At 70.1% G+C, this 15,351-nt stretch carries 15 protein-coding genes; 4 read left to right on the plus strand and 11 right to left on the minus strand.

Annotation, left to right across the window (positions count from 1 at the left end; translation table 11 throughout):
* Positions 1 to 122: 122 nt before the first annotated feature.
* Positions 123 to 1,409, minus strand: coding sequence for an adenylosuccinate synthase (locus ACXVUM_RS04815; protein WP_458520702.1), 1,287 nt, complete (start codon positions 1,407 to 1,409; stop codon positions 123 to 125).
* A 117-nt stretch (positions 1,410 to 1,526) separates the two neighbouring features.
* On the opposite strand from ACXVUM_RS04815, the gene ACXVUM_RS04820 reads away from it, so the two are divergent.
* Positions 1,527 to 2,210, plus strand: a complete 684-nt coding sequence (locus ACXVUM_RS04820; RefSeq protein WP_458520703.1) for a hypothetical protein — start codon at positions 1,527 to 1,529, stop codon at positions 2,208 to 2,210.
* Complete coding sequence (locus tag ACXVUM_RS04825; protein WP_458520704.1) at positions 2,207 to 2,989, plus strand: site-2 protease family protein; 783 nt, start codon at positions 2,207 to 2,209, stop codon at positions 2,987 to 2,989. Before ACXVUM_RS04820 ends, ACXVUM_RS04825 begins: the two co-directional genes overlap by 4 nt.
* Here ACXVUM_RS04825 and ACXVUM_RS04830 read toward each other — a convergent pair.
* Genes ACXVUM_RS04830 through ACXVUM_RS04845 form a run of 4 tightly spaced genes read right to left on the minus strand, consistent with a single transcriptional unit; the run spans position 2,965 to position 6,214 of the window.
* Positions 2,965 to 3,630, minus strand: a complete 666-nt coding sequence (locus ACXVUM_RS04830) for a pyridoxamine 5'-phosphate oxidase family protein (RefSeq protein ID WP_458520705.1) — start codon at positions 3,628 to 3,630, stop codon at positions 2,965 to 2,967. The two genes, ACXVUM_RS04825 and ACXVUM_RS04830, sit on opposite strands and share 25 nt — an antisense overlap.
* Before the next feature lie 49 nt (positions 3,631 to 3,679).
* Positions 3,680 to 4,594, minus strand: a complete 915-nt coding sequence (locus ACXVUM_RS04835) for a cation diffusion facilitator family transporter (RefSeq protein WP_458520706.1) — start codon at positions 4,592 to 4,594, stop codon at positions 3,680 to 3,682.
* A 47-nt stretch (positions 4,595 to 4,641) separates the two neighbouring features.
* Positions 4,642 to 5,754, minus strand: a complete 1,113-nt coding sequence (locus tag ACXVUM_RS04840; RefSeq protein WP_458520707.1) for an FUSC family protein — start codon at positions 5,752 to 5,754, stop codon at positions 4,642 to 4,644.
* 43 nt (positions 5,755 to 5,797) lie between these two features.
* The gene (locus ACXVUM_RS04845; RefSeq protein WP_458520708.1) at positions 5,798 to 6,214 is read right to left on the minus strand and encodes a DUF3151 domain-containing protein; all 417 of its coding nucleotides are present in this window, start codon (positions 6,212 to 6,214) and stop codon (positions 5,798 to 5,800) included.
* A 117-nt stretch (positions 6,215 to 6,331) separates the two neighbouring features.
* Between ACXVUM_RS04845 and ACXVUM_RS04850 the strand changes: the two genes are divergently transcribed.
* Positions 6,332 to 7,621 (plus strand): Rv0361 family membrane protein, encoded by a 1,290-nt coding sequence (locus tag ACXVUM_RS04850; RefSeq protein ID WP_458520709.1) that lies wholly within the window; start codon positions 6,332 to 6,334, stop codon positions 7,619 to 7,621.
* Between the two features lie 45 nt (positions 7,622 to 7,666).
* Here ACXVUM_RS04850 and fbaA read toward each other — a convergent pair whose 3' ends face one another.
* From fbaA to pepN, 3 genes are all read right to left on the minus strand, one after another.
* Positions 7,667 to 8,704, minus strand: a complete 1,038-nt coding sequence (gene fbaA, locus ACXVUM_RS04855; RefSeq protein ID WP_458520710.1) for a class II fructose-bisphosphate aldolase — start codon at positions 8,702 to 8,704, stop codon at positions 7,667 to 7,669.
* 243 nt (positions 8,705 to 8,947) lie between these two features.
* Positions 8,948 to 9,538, minus strand: coding sequence for an AAA family ATPase (locus ACXVUM_RS04860; protein WP_458520711.1), 591 nt, complete (start codon positions 9,536 to 9,538; stop codon positions 8,948 to 8,950).
* A 57-nt stretch (positions 9,539 to 9,595) separates the two neighbouring features.
* Positions 9,596 to 12,127 (minus strand): aminopeptidase N, encoded by a 2,532-nt coding sequence (gene pepN, locus ACXVUM_RS04865; RefSeq protein ID WP_458520712.1) that lies wholly within the window; start codon positions 12,125 to 12,127, stop codon positions 9,596 to 9,598.
* A 76-nt stretch (positions 12,128 to 12,203) separates the two neighbouring features.
* On the opposite strand from pepN, the gene ACXVUM_RS04870 reads away from it, so the two are divergent.
* The gene (locus ACXVUM_RS04870; RefSeq protein WP_458520713.1) at positions 12,204 to 12,938 is read left to right on the plus strand and encodes a DedA family protein; all 735 of its coding nucleotides are present in this window, start codon (positions 12,204 to 12,206) and stop codon (positions 12,936 to 12,938) included.
* 91 nt (positions 12,939 to 13,029) lie between these two features.
* On the opposite strand, the gene ACXVUM_RS04875 is transcribed toward ACXVUM_RS04870, so the two are convergent.
* Genes ACXVUM_RS04875 through ACXVUM_RS04885 form a run of 3 tightly spaced genes read right to left on the minus strand, consistent with a single transcriptional unit; the run spans position 13,030 to position 15,321 of the window.
* Entirely contained in the window at positions 13,030 to 13,725 is a 696-nt protein-coding gene (locus ACXVUM_RS04875) for a TrmH family RNA methyltransferase (RefSeq protein WP_458522784.1), read from the minus strand.
* Positions 13,722 to 14,252, minus strand: coding sequence for an orotate phosphoribosyltransferase (gene pyrE, locus ACXVUM_RS04880; protein WP_458520714.1), 531 nt, complete (start codon positions 14,250 to 14,252; stop codon positions 13,722 to 13,724). The genes ACXVUM_RS04875 and pyrE overlap by 4 nt, the downstream gene beginning before the upstream one ends.
* A 25-nt stretch (positions 14,253 to 14,277) precedes the next feature.
* Entirely contained in the window at positions 14,278 to 15,321 is a 1,044-nt protein-coding gene (locus ACXVUM_RS04885) for a hypothetical protein (RefSeq protein WP_458520715.1), read from the minus strand.
* Between the last annotated feature and the right edge of the window lie 30 nt (positions 15,322 to 15,351).

Consider the following 15,351-nt stretch of genomic DNA (forward strand, 5'->3'; position numbering starts at 1 on the left):
CGACGGCTGCGACGACGCCGGGCTGGGGCGTCGGCAGCCATCTCCCACTCTGGCACGGCGAGCGCGGTCGCGCAGCCGTCTGACGGCGAGGGTGACCGAACCCCGACCGTATTGCCCGACTGTCAGAGGATGTCGCGCCGCACGATGGTCTGGTCGCGTCCCGGACCCACACCGATGCACGAGATGTGCGATCCCGAGAGCTCCTCGAGACGCAGGACGTAGTCCTGTGCGTTCTTCGGCAGGTCGGCGAATGTGCGTGCGCCGGAGATGTCCTCCCACCACCCGGGCATCTCCTCGTAGATCGGGGTCGCGTGGTGGAACCCGGTCTGCGTCATCGGCATGTCCTCGACACGCTCGCCGTCGACGTCGTAGGCGACGCAGATCGGCACGGTGTCGAGGCTGGAGAGCACGTCGAGCTTGGTGAGGAAGTAGTCGGTGATGCCGTTGACCCGGGTCGCGTAGCGCGCGATCACCGCGTCGAACCACCCGCACCGACGGGCGCGACCGGTGGTCACACCGACCTCACCACCGTTCTTCGCGAGGTAGGCACCCCACTCGTCGAAGAGCTCGGTCGGGAACGGGCCCGACCCCACGCGCGTCGTGTACGCCTTGAGGATGCCGAGCACGGTGGTGATGCGCGTCGGACCGATGCCGGACCCGACGGCCGCGCCGCCGGAGGTCGGATTCGAGGACGTCACATAGGGATAGGTGCCGTGGTCGACGTCGAGGAGCGTTCCCTGCGACCCCTCCAGCAGGACCGTCTCACCGCGCTCGAGCGCCTGGTTCAGCAGCAGTCGGGTGTCGGCGATGCGGTGTTTGAACCCCTCGGCCTGCCCGAGCACCTCGTCGACGACACGATCGGACTCCAGCGCACGCCGGTTGTAGATCTTGGTGAGGATCTGGTTCTTGATCTCCAGCGCGGCCTCGACCTTCTGGCTGAGGATCTTCTCGTCGAGGACGTCGGCGACGCGGACTCCGACGCGGGCGATCTTGTCCTGGTAGCAGGGTCCGATGCCGCGGCCGGTGGTGCCGATCTTCTTGTTGCCCAGGAAGCGCTCGGTCACCTTGTCGATGGCGACGTGGTACGGCATCAGCAGATGGGCGTCGGCCGAGAGCAGCAGACCACTGGTGTCGACCGATCGCTCCTCGAGGCCACCGAGTTCGGTGAGCAGGACACCCGGGTCGACGACGACACCGTTGCCGATGACGTTCTTCACGCCGGGCGTCAGGATCCCGGAGGGGATCAGGTGCAGGGCGAACTGGTCGCCACTCGGGAGGACGACGGTGTGGCCCGCGTTGTTGCCACCCTGATAGCGGACCACCCACTGCAGCTTCTCGCCGAGGAGGTCGGTGGCCTTGCCCTTGCCCTCGTCCCCCCACTGCGCGCCGATCAGTACGATCGCAGGCATCGTGCTCCTTCCGGCACGGGTGTCACCCGAACCGTGGGACAACCCTACTGGCTCGGTGCGTCGCCGGTCACACTGACTCGCGGCGGCCGCGCAGACGAACGAGACGGAGATCGGGCCATGACTGCGCCGAGCCCCGCCCGACCGGCGGTGATCGCTGCCGCCGACGCCGATCTGCCGGCGTCCCTCGCCGACCTCCCGGTCATCCGCACCACCCTCGCCCGCGACGACATGCGTGCGGCCGTCGCGAAGGCGGCAGCCCCGCTCGACGTCGTCCGTGTCGTCGTCGTGGGCGGTGTGGACCGGCCCGACGCCGTGCTCTCCGGGGTGCTCTCACGGCTGATGATCGCCGAGCGCCTCGACCTCGAGGTCGCGTACGTGGCGCCCGTCGCGACGCCGGCGACCCGCGTCTACGGCCTCCCCCACGGCGAGGCGGCCGCGGAACTCGCGCTCACCGGCACGGCGACGACGGTCCCGCTCATCCGCGACGACGCCGCGGTGGTGATCGTCGGCGAGGTGTCGCAGCACGGGGTGGACGGTCCGTTCACCGGCGAGACCTACGTCGACAGCGAGCGGCTGTTCTCCGGCCGCACACGGGAGGTGCGGATCCGGCCCACCGCGCACGAACCCGGCGTCGAGGGCGCGATCCCGCGTCGTCTCCGCACACGCTGGATCGCCGGTCGCGCCGTGCAGACCGGTGGCGTCGACATCGTCGTCGACCGCGACGGCGTGCGTGCGCCCCGACCCGTCCCCCGCTCGACGGTCTACCGGCACGCCGACGACTGGACGCTGGTGCGCCCGTGAGCACCGCGACGGCGATCGCCCGCTCGGTGCGGCCCGGCCCGGTCTTCCTCGGCGTCGTCGCCGTGACCGTCGTCGGCGGCGTCGTGCTCGCGCACTCCGACCCGGGTCGCAACGCGACGTCGATCGTCGGGGCGCTGATGCTCGTCGTCGGCGGCTGGGTGGTGTCGCTGTGCCTGCACGAGTTCGGCCACGCCGTCACCGCCTTCGCGTTCGGTGACGCGAACGCCGAACTGCGGGGCTATCTGACGCTCGACCCCCGCAAGTACGCCCATCCGGGCCTGTCGCTCACATTGCCGTTGGTACTCATCCTGTTGGGGGGCATCGGGTTCCCCGGCGGGGCGGTCTACGTGAACACCGCCGCCATGAGCAAGGGGCAGCGGACCGTGGTGTCCCTTGCGGGCCCGGCGGCCAACATCCTCCTCGCGGTGGCACTGCTCGCCGTGCTCCGCTCACGGATCGACTCCATCGACTTCGGGACCATCAATCTGTGGTCCGCCCTGGGGATGCTCGCCTTCCTCCAGATCACGGCGGCCGTGCTCAACCTGCTGCCGGTGCCCGGACTCGACGGGTACGGCGCCGTCGAGCCGTATCTGTCACCGCAGACACGACGGTCCATGGCGCAGATCGGCCAGTACGGCTTCCTCATCGTCTTCGTCCTGCTGATCCTGCCGCCCGTCAACCGCGCCTTCTTCGACGTCATCTACTGGATCTTCGACCGCTCGGGTGTGCCGTCGACATTGGCCTCGCTGGGCTATCAACTTGTCGTGTTCTGGCGCTGATCCTCGACGGTGGTCCGCGTCTCACGGCCCGAGACGAGCCGACGAACCGAGTCGGGCGGCGTTGCGCCGGTCGCGGTGACCGGCGGGTCGTAGACGGTCCGGACCGGCACCACGCCGGTCCAGAACGTCGGGTCCTCCGGCTCGCCGGGAGGTCCGCTACGGGCCTTGGCGATCCACTGCCCGTCCACGATGGGCAGGACCAGCGTCGTCGTCGCGGCGATCTCCTTGCGCGAATGGTCGCGGACCTCGGCCACCCGACCGGGGATGAGTTTGTCGCTCAGCACATCCAGCGTCGACGAGGCCTCGTCTCGGACGGTCTCGAGCGCCCCGCGGATCACCGCCGACCGGTAGTTGGCGGAGTGGTCGAAGAGGACGTCGGCCACGACGATCCCGTCGAGCGCGAACACCGTGAACGTTGCCGGGGCGCCGTCGGCGACATGACGGAGCGCGCCGGCGCCGGTGGAGCCGTGCAGGATGACGCGATCGCCGTCGCGGGCGAACAGCATCGGCACCGACCACGGGAGACCGTCGACGACGGTGCTCAGGGTCCCGACGGTCACCTCGTCGAGCAGATCGTCGAGGAGGGCACGGTCACCGGCCCGGTCGGGTTTGCGGTGCAGGCGGTCGAGTTCGGCGGTCACGCGGCACATCCTGACGCGATCGGCCGTCGCGATGCCACCGCTTATCGCCTCACCATGTCAGGTCGCGGTGGCAGTCCTTCTGCATGGCGACCGGGTCGATCTGGACGGTCGCGTGCTCGAGACCGTGGTCGCTCAGCACCGTCCGTGCGGCGCTGAGCACGTCGGCGTTGTCGGCGTCACTGCCGAGATGCACCGTCACCACGTCCATTCCGGTGGTGAGGGTCCAGATGTGCAGGTCGTGCACGTCGTGGACCTGGGGCAGTGCGGCGAGGTCGGCCCGGACCGCGTCGACATCGACGTGCGCGGGGGCACGTTGGCTCAGTATGCGCAGCGCATCGGCGGCGAGCTTGATGGCCCGCGGTGCGACCCACAGCGCGATCACCACGGCGACGACGATGTCGGCGTACCCCCACCCGGTGGTCAGTGCGATCACACCCGCGACGAGCACGCCGATGCTGCCGACCGCGTCGGCGAGGACCTCCATGTACGCGCCGCGGACGGCGATGCTCCCCTCGGCGTCGGCGCGGAGCACCAGCATCACGACGAGATTGGTGGCGAGGCCCACCGACGCCACGATGATCAGGGTCAGCCCGGGCACCTGCGGGTCGGTGCCGAGCCGTTCGACGGCCTCGTAGAGCACGAACACCGCGACGCCGATGAGCAGGACGGCGTTGGCGACAGCGGTGAACACCTCTGCCCGGTGCCACCCGAACGTCTTCTCCCCCGCCGTACCACCGTGCCGGGCGAGGAGCAGGGCCGTCAGGCCCATCGCCATCGCTACGACGTCGGTGAGCATGTGCCCCGCGTCCGCGATCAGGGCCAGCGAGTTCACCGCGATCCCGACGGTGAGTTCGACGACGAAGAAGCCGCCGATGGCGGCCATGCCGACAGCCATGGGCCACAGCCGACGTCGCGCGGCATCGGTCGCCGGGGCGGTGTGCCCGTGGTCGTGTCCGAGTCCCATGCGCCCAACATATGCGCATTCGCGCATGTGTCGCAAGACCCGGACCGTCAGCGCAACGTGGCCAGCGCGGACTCCCGCTTGAGGCCGGCGACCATGAGCAGGTCGACGACAATCGAGCGCACCTGTGCCAGGACGACCGTCTCCGACAGCCCTCCCCCGGCGACCAACTCCGGCTTCGCCTTGCGCGCGATGGTGCGTAACACCCGGGCCGCGTCGGCGCCGTCGGGCGACTCCCCCGGGTCGGCGAGGAGCACGGACCGCAGGATGTCGAGCGCACCGACGAGATCGGCGACCACTTCGATGATCTCGTCGCGCACGGGTTCGTCGGCCTGGATCGCCGACACCGCGCGCCGAGCCAGCACCCGCAGGTTGCGGACCGCGTTGTCGATGGGGTCGGCGGTCGCCTCCAACCGACTCAGACGCCGGCGCGAGTTCCAGTACAGCGGGGAGATCCGGCTGATCTCGCGGCCGCCGTTCATGTCCGATCGCATCGTGTCGATGGCGCCCTGCGTCGACCGCACGCGTCTCAGGGCGTCGGAGACCATCTCCACGTCACGGGCGCGCAGTCCGTCGGCGATGCCGTCGACGACGCGCGCCATCGTGTGCAGCACCGACGCCGCGTCCCGGCGGGCCCGCAGGACGGGGTGGGTGGGGATGAGCGCGACGATCACCACTCCGATGACGCCACCGACGAGCGCGTCGATCATGCGGTTGACGCCGGCCGGGCCACCGGGCGGCAAGAGAGTCGCCACCAGGACCGCCGAGCTGCCGGCCTGGAGCGGGACGAGCGGCCCGCGGTCGACGGCGACAGCGACGGTCATCGCCAGCGCCACGACCACCGAGATCTGCCACGCCCCCGAGCCGATCAGGCTGACGATCAGGTCGCCGACACCGATGCCGACGGTCACCCCGACCACCATCTCGACCGCGCGCCGCCACCGCTGGCCGAGGGAGAGTCCGAGGGAGATGACCGCGGCGATCGGCGCGAAGAACGGCTGCTTGTGGCCGATGACGTCGGTTGCGACCGCCCACGACGCACCGGCGGCGATGGCGCACTGGGCCACCGGTATCAGCGAGTACCAGACCCGCCGGGTCCGCGTCCGGATCGGTTCGGGAAGCGCGTTGTGGCGGCGCCGGACGAAGTCGGCGGCGGAGTCCACACGACGGGACGCCCGCGACGCCGAGTGCGTCGCGGGGTCCGGCTCAGGCGAGTCCGAGCTCGCCGGCCGCGGCCGGATCACTGTCGTTCAGCAGGTCGAGGCACCGGAGGTATTCGTCCTGCTCGCCGATCGCCTGCGCCGCACGGGCGAGGACACCGACGCAGCGGAGGAAGCCGCGGTTCGGTTCGTGGCTCCACGGCACCGGGCCGAAACCCTTCCACCCGTGGCGACGGAGCTGGTCGAGTCCGCGGTGGTAGCCGGTCCGCGCGTACGCGTAGGCGGTGATGGTCGCGCCGCCGGCGAGGGCGTCCTCGGCCAGCTGCGCCCAGGCGATCGACGCGGTGGGGTGCGCGGCGGCGACGGTCTCGGGGGCGGTGCCGTTCAACAGCTCCGACTCGGCCTCGTCGTCGCCGGTCAGCAGGGTCGGTTGGGGTCCGAGCAGGTCTCCGAATGACGTCACCGCCTCATTGTGCACGTCGCCGACGACGTCGTCGGGACCCGGAGCTGGAGTTCGTTAGTCTGGCTGGGCGCCGGGGGACGCACCGGGGATCACCACACCGAACGAAGGCGAGACACGATGTCGCATCCCGACGACGCCGGCGATTCCGCGCTCGGACGCGTGGCGCGCTCGCTGCGGCGCCGCAGGACGACACCGAGCCCGTCCGACGAGGGCGCGGCGAACGCTTCTGCGTCGCCGCAGCGACCGGAGTCCGACCCCGAGCCGTCCGAACCCGCCGCCGCACCGGACGCCGATGCGACCCCGTCCGAACCCGAGTCGACATCGACAGAGACCGAGACCGAGGGCACGGAGCCGTCGGAAGACACGGGCTCGTCGGGTGACGTCGAGTCGCCGGACGACACCGAGTCGCCGGACGACACCGAGTCGCTGGGTGACACGGCGGAGGCCGACGAGACAGCGTCCGAGGACGTTCCCGAGGAATCAGAGACCGCCGAGCCGGAGCCGACCGAGCCGGAGACAGCCGAGGCCGAGCCGGACGAGACGGCAGCCGAGGACGTCCCCGACGACACCGCCGAGACCGGCGACACCGCAGGCGACGGCGACGACACCGCAGCAGACGACGACGCGTCAGACGACACCCCTGCCGACACCGAGACGCCCGAGGTCGGTGAAGAGACGCCACAGGCGGACGACTCGGGAGAGACCACCGACGACGAGAACGCGGACGACGAGAGCACCGTGGCGGCAGCCGCCGAGGAGCCGGAGCCGACGCCCGAGCCGACGTCGGAGTCGCAGCCGGAGTCACAGCCGGAGCCGGAACCCACACCGGCCCGCGCCGAACCGGCTTCGATCCCGCCGAAGGCGACCGAGCCGGAGAAGGCCACGCCGCAGTACATCCCGCCGGTCACCGCCGGCACAGCGCCGGAGTCGTCGTCGCCGGCGGGTCCGCGTCGCCGCAAGGTGCTGTTGTGGGTGAGTTCGATCGCGGCCATCGTGATCGCCGTGGCCGTCGTCGTGGTCGCGGTCCTCGCCAGCCGTGGGAAGCCGGCCGAACCCCAGGCCGATCGGGCCGCCGACACCGCCAAGAAGTACGCGATGGCGCTCGAGAACGGTGACCTGACGACGCTGCGTGACATCACCTGCGGCAACCGCAAACAGTTCTTCGACACGACCGACCCGACGCAGTTCGCCGCGCAGTACCAGGCACAGAAGACTGCGGGTCAGCTCATCCAGGTGAAGGCTGTGACGGCGGCGCGGGTGGTGGACCCCACGAACGCCCTCGTCGAGATGAGCGCTGCGCTGACCGGCTCGCCGGAGAAGACCTCGAACGTCGTGCTGCGGCTCCAGTCGGAGGACGGCACGTGGAAGGTGTGTTCCTCGACCGCAGGGACCCGGCCCACCGGGTGACCCGTTCCCGGCCGATGGGTGGAACCCGCCGGCCGGGACGAGGGACTAGTTCGCGATCGACTTCCCGGCCGACTTGAGGTCGTTGCAGGCCTCGACGACGCGCTCGCTCATGTTCGCCTCGGCCTTCTTCAGGTAGCTGCGCGGGTCGTAGACCTTCTTGTTGCCGACCTCGCCGTCGATCTTGAGCACGCCGTCGTAGTTGCCGAGCATGTGGCCGGCGATCGGGCGGGTGAAGGCGTACTGGGTGTCGGTGTCGACGTTCATCTTGATGACGCCGTAACCGAGCGCCTCGTCGATCTCGCTCTTCAGCGAGCCGGAGCCGCCGTGGAACACGAAGTCGAAGGGCTTGTCGCCGGCGCCGTCACCGAGCTTGCGGACGGCGACCTCCTGGCCGGTCTTGAGCACCTCGGGACGCAGCTTGACGTTGCCCGGCTTGTAGACGCCGTGGACGTTGCCGAACGTGGCGGCCAGCAGGTAGCGGCTGCCCGAGTCGCCGGCGCCGAGCGCGTCGACGGTCTTCTCGAAGTCCTCCGCGGTGGTGAAGAGCTTGTCGTTGATCTCGTTCTCGACGCCGTCCTCCTCGCCGCCGACGACACCGATCTCGATCTCCAGGATGATGTTCGCCGCCGCGGCCTTGGCCAGCAGATCCTTGGCGATCTCGAGGTTCTCGTCGAGCGGGACCGCGCTGCCGTCCCACATGTGCGACTGGAACAGCGGGTTCTTGCCGGCGTCGACGCGCTCCTGGCTGATGGCGATCAGCGGGCGGACGTAGGTGTCGAGCTTGTCCTTGGGGCAGTGGTCGGTGTGCAGCGCGACGAAGACGTCGTACTTCTCGGCCACGACGTGGGCGAACTCGGCGAGCGCGACGGCGCCGGTCACCATGTCCTTCACGCCGAGGCCCGAGCCGAACTCCGCGCCACCGGTGGAGAACTGGATGATGCCGTCACTCCCGGCGTCGGCGAAACCCTTGATCGCCGCGTTGATCGTCTCCGACGACGTGCAGTTGATGGCCGGGAAGGCGTAGCCGCCCTTCTTGGCGCTGTCGAGCATCTGCGCGTACTGCTCCGGGGTGGCGATGGGCATGTGACGGTCCTCCAACCGGTCGGCGATTCCGTGAACAGCGGGGAGGGGGTCTCCGCCCCCGACTGCTGGTCGGGACCAGTATGTCAACTACCGAGGCCCGGGGTCACGACCACTCCGCAGTGCCGGTGCACGCGGTCGAGATCCGCATCCTCACGACCCGGCGTGGTCATGGTGACCACCACGCCCCTCCTCGACGCGGATCTCGGCGACGACGGCGCCGACTCGGGGTCGACACACTCGAGGTCAATCGACAGGCAGGTTCAGCGCCCGCAGTACCGACCGGACCCGGTCGTCCACCCCGACTCGAGGCAGCACAACGCACTGATAGCCGAGCGTCGTGTACTCATCGACCAGCCGGTCGTACTCGGAGACGGCATCGTGGAAGTCGAGCTGTCGTTCCGCGTCGTTGCTGAACAACTCCTCCCAGGGTGGGACGAGGAACACCTGACGGTGGTATCGGGTCAGCAGGTCCCGCGCACACCCCGTCGTACCGCCGTAATGGCGTAGCGCACTCGCCGCATCGACGAGACCGCGGTCGAAGAATGTCCAGCGGCTGTCCGACGTCGACTCCAGATCGTCGGAGGCGCAGGCGACACATCGACGCGCGAACTCGGCTCCGTCGAGCCACGGGAGCGCGGTTCCACCGGTCAGGAGTTGCTCGCGAACGATCCGACGGCCCGGCTCCTCGACGACGGGGTACCCGCGAGCTCGGAGGCTCGCGAGGAGCGTGGACTTGCCACCACCCGAACATCCCGACAGGACGACGTTCCGGCTCATCGCGAGCGTCGCCTCCCGGTGGTCTGAATCCGCATCCTCACGACCCGGCGTGGTCATGGTGACCACCACGCCACTCCTCGACGCGGATCTCGGCGACAACGGCGCCGAGACGACTCACCCCGCGGCGCGGGCGGCGAGTGCGCGGGCGAGGTCGTCACGACCCTCGCTGACGTAGCGCCGGGCGGTCGCGTCGGCGGAGGTGTCGGCGAGCCACGCGTCGACCCTGTCGAGGGTCGTCTGGCTCGGGTTCGCCAGCGGGAACATGCTGACCAGCACGATCCGACCGATCCACACACCCATCGTGGGCACCACGGTCGATGCGAGGTCGAGGTACTTCTCGACGTACGGCTCGAGCACGTCGGCCTGGCCCGCCATCTGGAACCCTCCCGCGTAGGCGCGGCGGGTCTCGTTCGGCGTTGACGGATCCAGCGCCGCCTTCTCCCACGCGTCGGCCTTGGCCTCGGCGGTCGGACGCATCGCACGGACACCGGCCGCGCGTTCGGCCCCGGAGTTCGTCGGGTCACGCTGCAGTTCGTCGTCGAGTTCACCGTCGGTGAGGTCGCCGAGGCGAGCCAGGGCCCCGACGAACGTCCAGCGCAGATCGGGGTCGACGGTGAGGCCGCCGAGTCCGCCGTCGAGGAGCGACCGCACAGCCGACGCCTCCGTCGCCGCAGCCGCGAACCCCCGCGCCAGAGCCAGCTGGTGGTCGCTGCCCGGCTCCGCCGCGAGGAGGAGGTCGTGCACACCCTGCGCCCACCGCGCCTGCAGCGCGTCGATGTCACCCTCCGGCGTGAACAGGCTGACCGCGCTCTGCGCCTGCCGCAGCAGCGAGGCGACGGCGGTCAGATCCGACTCCGACCCGACGCCCGCCAGCACCAGGTCCACGAATCGCGCGGCCGGCAGCTGCGCGTCACGGGTCATGTCCCACGCCGCGCTCCAGCACAGCGCACGCGGCAGCGACTCGCTGATGTGATGGATGTGCTCGAGGAGCGTCGCGAGCGAGCGCTCGTCGAGCCGGATCTTCGCGTAGGTGAGGTCGTCGTCGTTGAGCAGCACCAGATCCGGCTGCTTCCGGCCGACGAGCTCGGCGATGTCGGTGCTCTCGCCCTCGACGTCGGTCTCGATGCGGTCGGTGCGCACGACGGCGCCGTCGACCAGGTCGTAGAGGCCGATGGCGATCCGGTGCCGGCGCAGCGTCGGATGGTCCGGATGCGCCGACTGGTCCACGGCGAACGACGTGAACACCCCGTCGTCGTCGACGTCGAAGCGGGCACGCAACGTGTTGACGCCGGTCGTCTGCAGCCACTCGGCCGACCAGCCGTCCAGTTCCCGTCCCGACGCGGTCTCCAACTCGCGCAACAGATCCGACAGCTCGGTGTTGCCGTAGGCATGCCGGGTGAAGTACGCGCGCAGGCCGGTCAGGAAGTCGTCGATGCCGACCCAGGCGACGAGCTGCTTCAACGACGACGCGCCCTTGGCGTAGGTGATGCCGTCGAAGTTGGCCTCCACCGCATGGAGGTCGAAGTTGTCCGCGGCGATCGGGTGCGTCGAGGGCAACTGGTCCTGCCGGTACGCCCAGTTCTTGCGGTTGTTGGTGAATCCGGTCCAGGCGTCGGTGAACTCGGTGGCCTCGGCCGACGCGTGGTGGGCGGCCCACTCCGCGAAGGACTCGTTGAGCCACAGGTCATCCCACCACTTCATGGTGACGAGGTCGCCGAACCACATGTGCGCCATCTCGTGCAGGATCGTGTTCGCGCGCTGCTCGTAGGCGGCGCGGGTCTGCCGACTGCGGTAGATCATCTCGTCACGGAATGTCACCGCACCGGCGTTCTCCATCGCACCCATGTTGTATTCGGGCACGAAAAGCTGGTCGTACTTGCCGAACGGGTAGCCCATGGCGAAGGCGTTCTCGAAGAACGTGAACCCCTGCTTGGTGACGGCGAGGATCTCCTCGGCGTCGAGGTGCTCGGCGAGGGACTGCCGAGAGAACACGCCCAGTGGGATGTCGGCGTACTCACCGGAGTAGACGTCCCGCACGACGTGGTACTCACCGGCGACGAGCGCGGTGATGTAGGTCGACATGCGCTTGGTCTCGTCGAAGCGCCACACGGCGTTGCCGTTGCCGATCACGTCGGGGTCAGGTGTCGCGGAGTTGCTCACCACCTGCCAGTGCGCAGGCGCGGTCACCGTGAACGAGAAGGTCGCCTTCAGGTCGGGCTGCTCGAAGGTGGCGTACACACGGCGGGCGTCGGGCACCTCGAACTGCGTGTAGAGGTACACGCGGTCGTCGGAGGGGTCGACGAACCGGTGGAGGCCCTCACCGGAGTGGGAGTAGGCGCAGCGGGCGGTCACCTCCAGCTCGTTGTCGGCGGCCAGGTCGGTCAGCGCGATGCGGTTGTCGGCGTAGGCGTCGGTCGTGATCTCGGTGCCGTTCAGGACGATGCTGTCCACCTCGGCGTCGACGAGATCGACGAACGTCGACGCGCCCGGTGTCGCGGAGAACGTCAGCGTCGTGACCGAGCCGAACCGATGCGGGCCGGACTCGGGGGCGTCGAGGGTGAGGTCGAGCTCGACGCGGTAGACGGGATCGGAGACGACGGAGGCGCGCTCGCGGGCTTCGTCACGGGTCAGATTGGTGCCGGGCATGACGACCATGCTGGCACGGGTGTGCGCGCCCCGCGCACAGGGTTTCCTCAGGTCGAACCGTCTAGGGTGTGTACCCGTGACCTCCAGCGCCCTCGCCGACGCGGCCGCCTCGACCACCGTGAACCAGGCCCTGCTGCCCGGCTTCCTGGACCCGATCACGCTGCTCGGGTACTTCGGCACGTGGGCACTGGTGGGCCTGCTCGCCGTGATCCTCATCGAGTCCGGTGTCCTGTTCCCGGTCCTGCCGGGTGACTCGCTGCTGTTCGTCGCCGGTCTGGTGGCCGCCGGAGAGTCGGCCGAGGTCGCCCGCTTCGCCTCGCTGTGGCAACTGTTGGTGTTCATCCCTGTCGCGGCGATCATCGGCGGTCAGATCGGCTACTGGATCGGGCGCTACGCGGGGACGACGATGTTCAAGCCGGGCAACCGCTTCCTCAAGGAGCGGTACCTCGCCGAGGCGCACGAGTTCTTCGAGCGTCGCGGGCCCGTCACCATCTTCCTGGCGCGGTTCGTCCCGATCGTCCGCACCCTGGCCCCCATCGTCGCCGGCGCGGCGCGGATGAACTTCGCCCTGTTCACCGCCTACAACGTGATCGGCGCGATCGTCTGGGGCTGCGGCATCACGCTGCTCGGCTACTGGTTGGGCCAGTTCGCGATCATCCAGAAGCTGATCGAGCCGATCTTCATCCTCATCGTGCTCGTGTCGGTCATCCCGATCTTCTGGGAGTACTACAAGCGTCGTCGCGCCGAGAAGGCGAACGCGGCTGCCGCCGGCGTCCCGGAAGCCGCCGAGCCGGAACTGCCGCGCGACTGAGGTCGCCCCGAACCCCATCTGCCACGCGGATCCGCGTCGTGCACGGTGCGGGGCGACGCACTCAGCGCGGGGTCACAGTCGCGGCGCGGGGTCACCACGCCTGACCGAGATCGGCGTGCTGCCGGATCCAGGCGTGCATGGCTATACCGGCCGCGACGCCCGCGTTGATGCTCCGGGTGGAGCCGAACTGCGCGATCGAGACGGTCAGGTCCGCATGAGCGTGGGCGTCGTCGCTGACGCCGGGCCCCTCCTGACCGAACAGCAGGACACACTCCCGCGGGAGGTCGGCCGTCTCGAGCCGGCGTGCACCGGGGGTGTTGTCGACGGCGACCACGGCCAGTCCCCGTTCACGCGCCCAGGCGATGAGCGTGTCCACGTCCGGATGGTGCTCGAGATGCTGATAGCGGTCGGTGACCATGGCGCCACGCCGGTTCCACCGACGACGGCCGACGATGTGGACGGCCGCCGCACCGAACGCGTTGGCCGTGCGCACGACGGTGCCGATGTTGGCGTCGTGGGTGAAGTTCTCGATCGCCACGTGGAAGGCGTGCCGGCGCACGTCGAGGTCGTCGACGATCGCCTCGCGCCGCCAGTAGCGGTAGCGGTCGACGACGTTGCGCCGATCACCGTCGGCGAGCAGCTCGGGGTCGAGTCGGTCGTCGTCGGGCGGCGGCTCGTCGTGCGTGTCCGACCAGGGACCGACCCCGACGGGTTCGGATGTGCCGGTGACCCATTCGGTCGGGCCGACGGGATCGCCCGGACCATCGGAGAGGTCTGAGCCGCTCAGGCCAGCCCCAGGTCGGCGAGACCGAGCAGCGACCGGTAGGGCATACCCTCGGCGGCGATGACGTCCTCGGCACCGGTGGCGCGGTCGACGATCGTCGCGACCCCGACCACCTCGGCCCCGATGTCGCGGGCGGCACGCACCGCGGTGAGCGGCGAGTTGCCCGTGGTGGTGGTGTCCTCGACGATCAGGACCCGGCGTCCGACGATGCTCGGCCCCTCGATCTGGCGTTGCATGCCATGAGTTTTCGCCGCCTTGCGGACCACGAACGAGTCGATGGGACGCCCGTCGGCGTGCATGATCGCGGTGGCGACGGGGTCGGCCCCGAGCGTCAGTCCGCCGACTGCGTCGAACTCCCAGTCGGCGGTCAGCTCGCGCATCAGGGTGCCGATGAGACGGGATGCCTCGTGGTGCAGGGTCGCGCGGCGCAGGTCGACGTAGTAGTCGGCCTCCTTGCCGGAGGACAGGGTGACGCGTCCGTGGACGACGGCGAGGTCGGTCACCAACTCCGCCAGGCGTTCTCGACTCATCCGTTCCTCTCGGTGGGGGCGGGTGTCATTCACCACGCGGGCGGTCGACCTCGTCGGGCCGGCGGTCGATGTCGGGGCGGCGGTCGACGCGACGACGCACGGGCATCGGCTGAACACCCCGACGCGGGGCACCGTCCTCGACAGGCCGCGGACCCGAGTCAGGACCGACAGGCCGCGGACCCGAGTCAGGACCGACAGGCCGCGGACCCGATTCGGGACCGGCAGGCCGGCCCGGACGGGGAGCGCGGGGTGGCGGGACGTCGCGGGCCGGCGCCACGGCGCGCGGCCCGGAGGGCTCCGGCTCGCGTGTCGGCGCGCCGGCGCGGGAGTTCTGGAGCTGGTCGCGGGTGATCGACTCCGTCTTCGGCTCCGCCAGGCCGCGACGGCCACGCCCGCTGGGCGCCGTCGGGTCGCGCGGGTCCGGCCGGGGGCCGAGTTCGGAGCTCGGCGGGAGGACCCGCAGCAGGTCGGTGAACCGTCGGACCGTCTCGAGCGCGGTGTCCAGGCGCTCGGGGTCGTTGGTGAGCGGCATCGAGGCCGCCGACCACCGGCCCTCGTTCCACAGCACCTCGATGTAGTCGGGCGCGTTCGTGGCCAGCGCCACCATGCGGCGATCGCAGACGCGGCGGGCGATGTCGAGGTGGGTGGAGAACATCACCCGCCGTCCCATCGCGCCGAGCAGTTCCACGTCGTCCTCGGCGGGTGCGAGGACCTTCTCCTGCCGCACGTCGATGACGACGGACGACTCGGAGGACCGCCGGACGGCGACGACGGTCCCGACGTCGACGACGTCGAAGACGACGGCGGTCTCCCCGTAGTGGCGGCCGTGGGTGAGGTCGCGGATCTCGGCGTCGGCGGGGAGGTCCATCGTCGCGCGGTGCAGCAGCTCGCGGACGGGCGGTTCGCTCTCCCCACCGTCGCCCTCGGCGGCGACGTAGCGGAACCCGTGGCCGTCGCCCCAGACGGCGCGCTCGCGCCGTGTGGTCGCGATGCGGCGGCGATCGAGCCACAGCAGGGCGGCGGCTCCGATGGCGGCGAGGGCCGCGATCACGAAGTAGACGGCAGTCATCGCGCTACAGACTATCCGGCGGGTCGTGTC

It is taken from the genome of Williamsia sp. SKLECPSW1 (assembly GCF_054332755.1).

What these genes read in the sequence shown, in the direction of transcription:
- ACXVUM_RS04835 (WP_458520706.1), bottom strand. Translation starts at nt 4,594, where the DNA reads ATGGGACTCGGACACGACCACGGGCACACCGCCCCGGCGACCGATGCC.
- pepN (WP_458520712.1), bottom strand. Translation starts at nt 12,127, where the DNA reads ATGCCCGGCACCAATCTGACCCGTGACGAAGCCCGCGAGCGCGCCTCC.
- fbaA (WP_458520710.1), bottom strand. Translation starts at nt 8,704, where the DNA reads ATGCCCATCGCCACCCCGGAGCAGTACGCGCAGATGCTCGACAGCGCC.
- ACXVUM_RS04850 (WP_458520709.1), top strand. Translation starts at nt 6,332, where the DNA reads ATGTCGCATCCCGACGACGCCGGCGATTCCGCGCTCGGACGCGTGGCG.
- ACXVUM_RS04860 (WP_458520711.1), bottom strand. Translation starts at nt 9,538, where the DNA reads ATGACCACGCCGGGTCGTGAGGATGCGGATTCAGACCACCGGGAGGCG.
- ACXVUM_RS04815 (WP_458520702.1), bottom strand. Translation starts at nt 1,409, where the DNA reads ATGCCTGCGATCGTACTGATCGGCGCGCAGTGGGGGGACGAGGGCAAG.
- ACXVUM_RS04820 (WP_458520703.1), top strand. Translation starts at nt 1,527, where the DNA reads ATGACTGCGCCGAGCCCCGCCCGACCGGCGGTGATCGCTGCCGCCGAC.
- ACXVUM_RS04885 (WP_458520715.1), bottom strand. Translation starts at nt 15,321, where the DNA reads ATGACTGCCGTCTACTTCGTGATCGCGGCCCTCGCCGCCATCGGAGCC.
- pyrE (WP_458520714.1), bottom strand. Translation starts at nt 14,252, where the DNA reads ATGAGTCGAGAACGCCTGGCGGAGTTGGTGACCGACCTCGCCGTCGTC.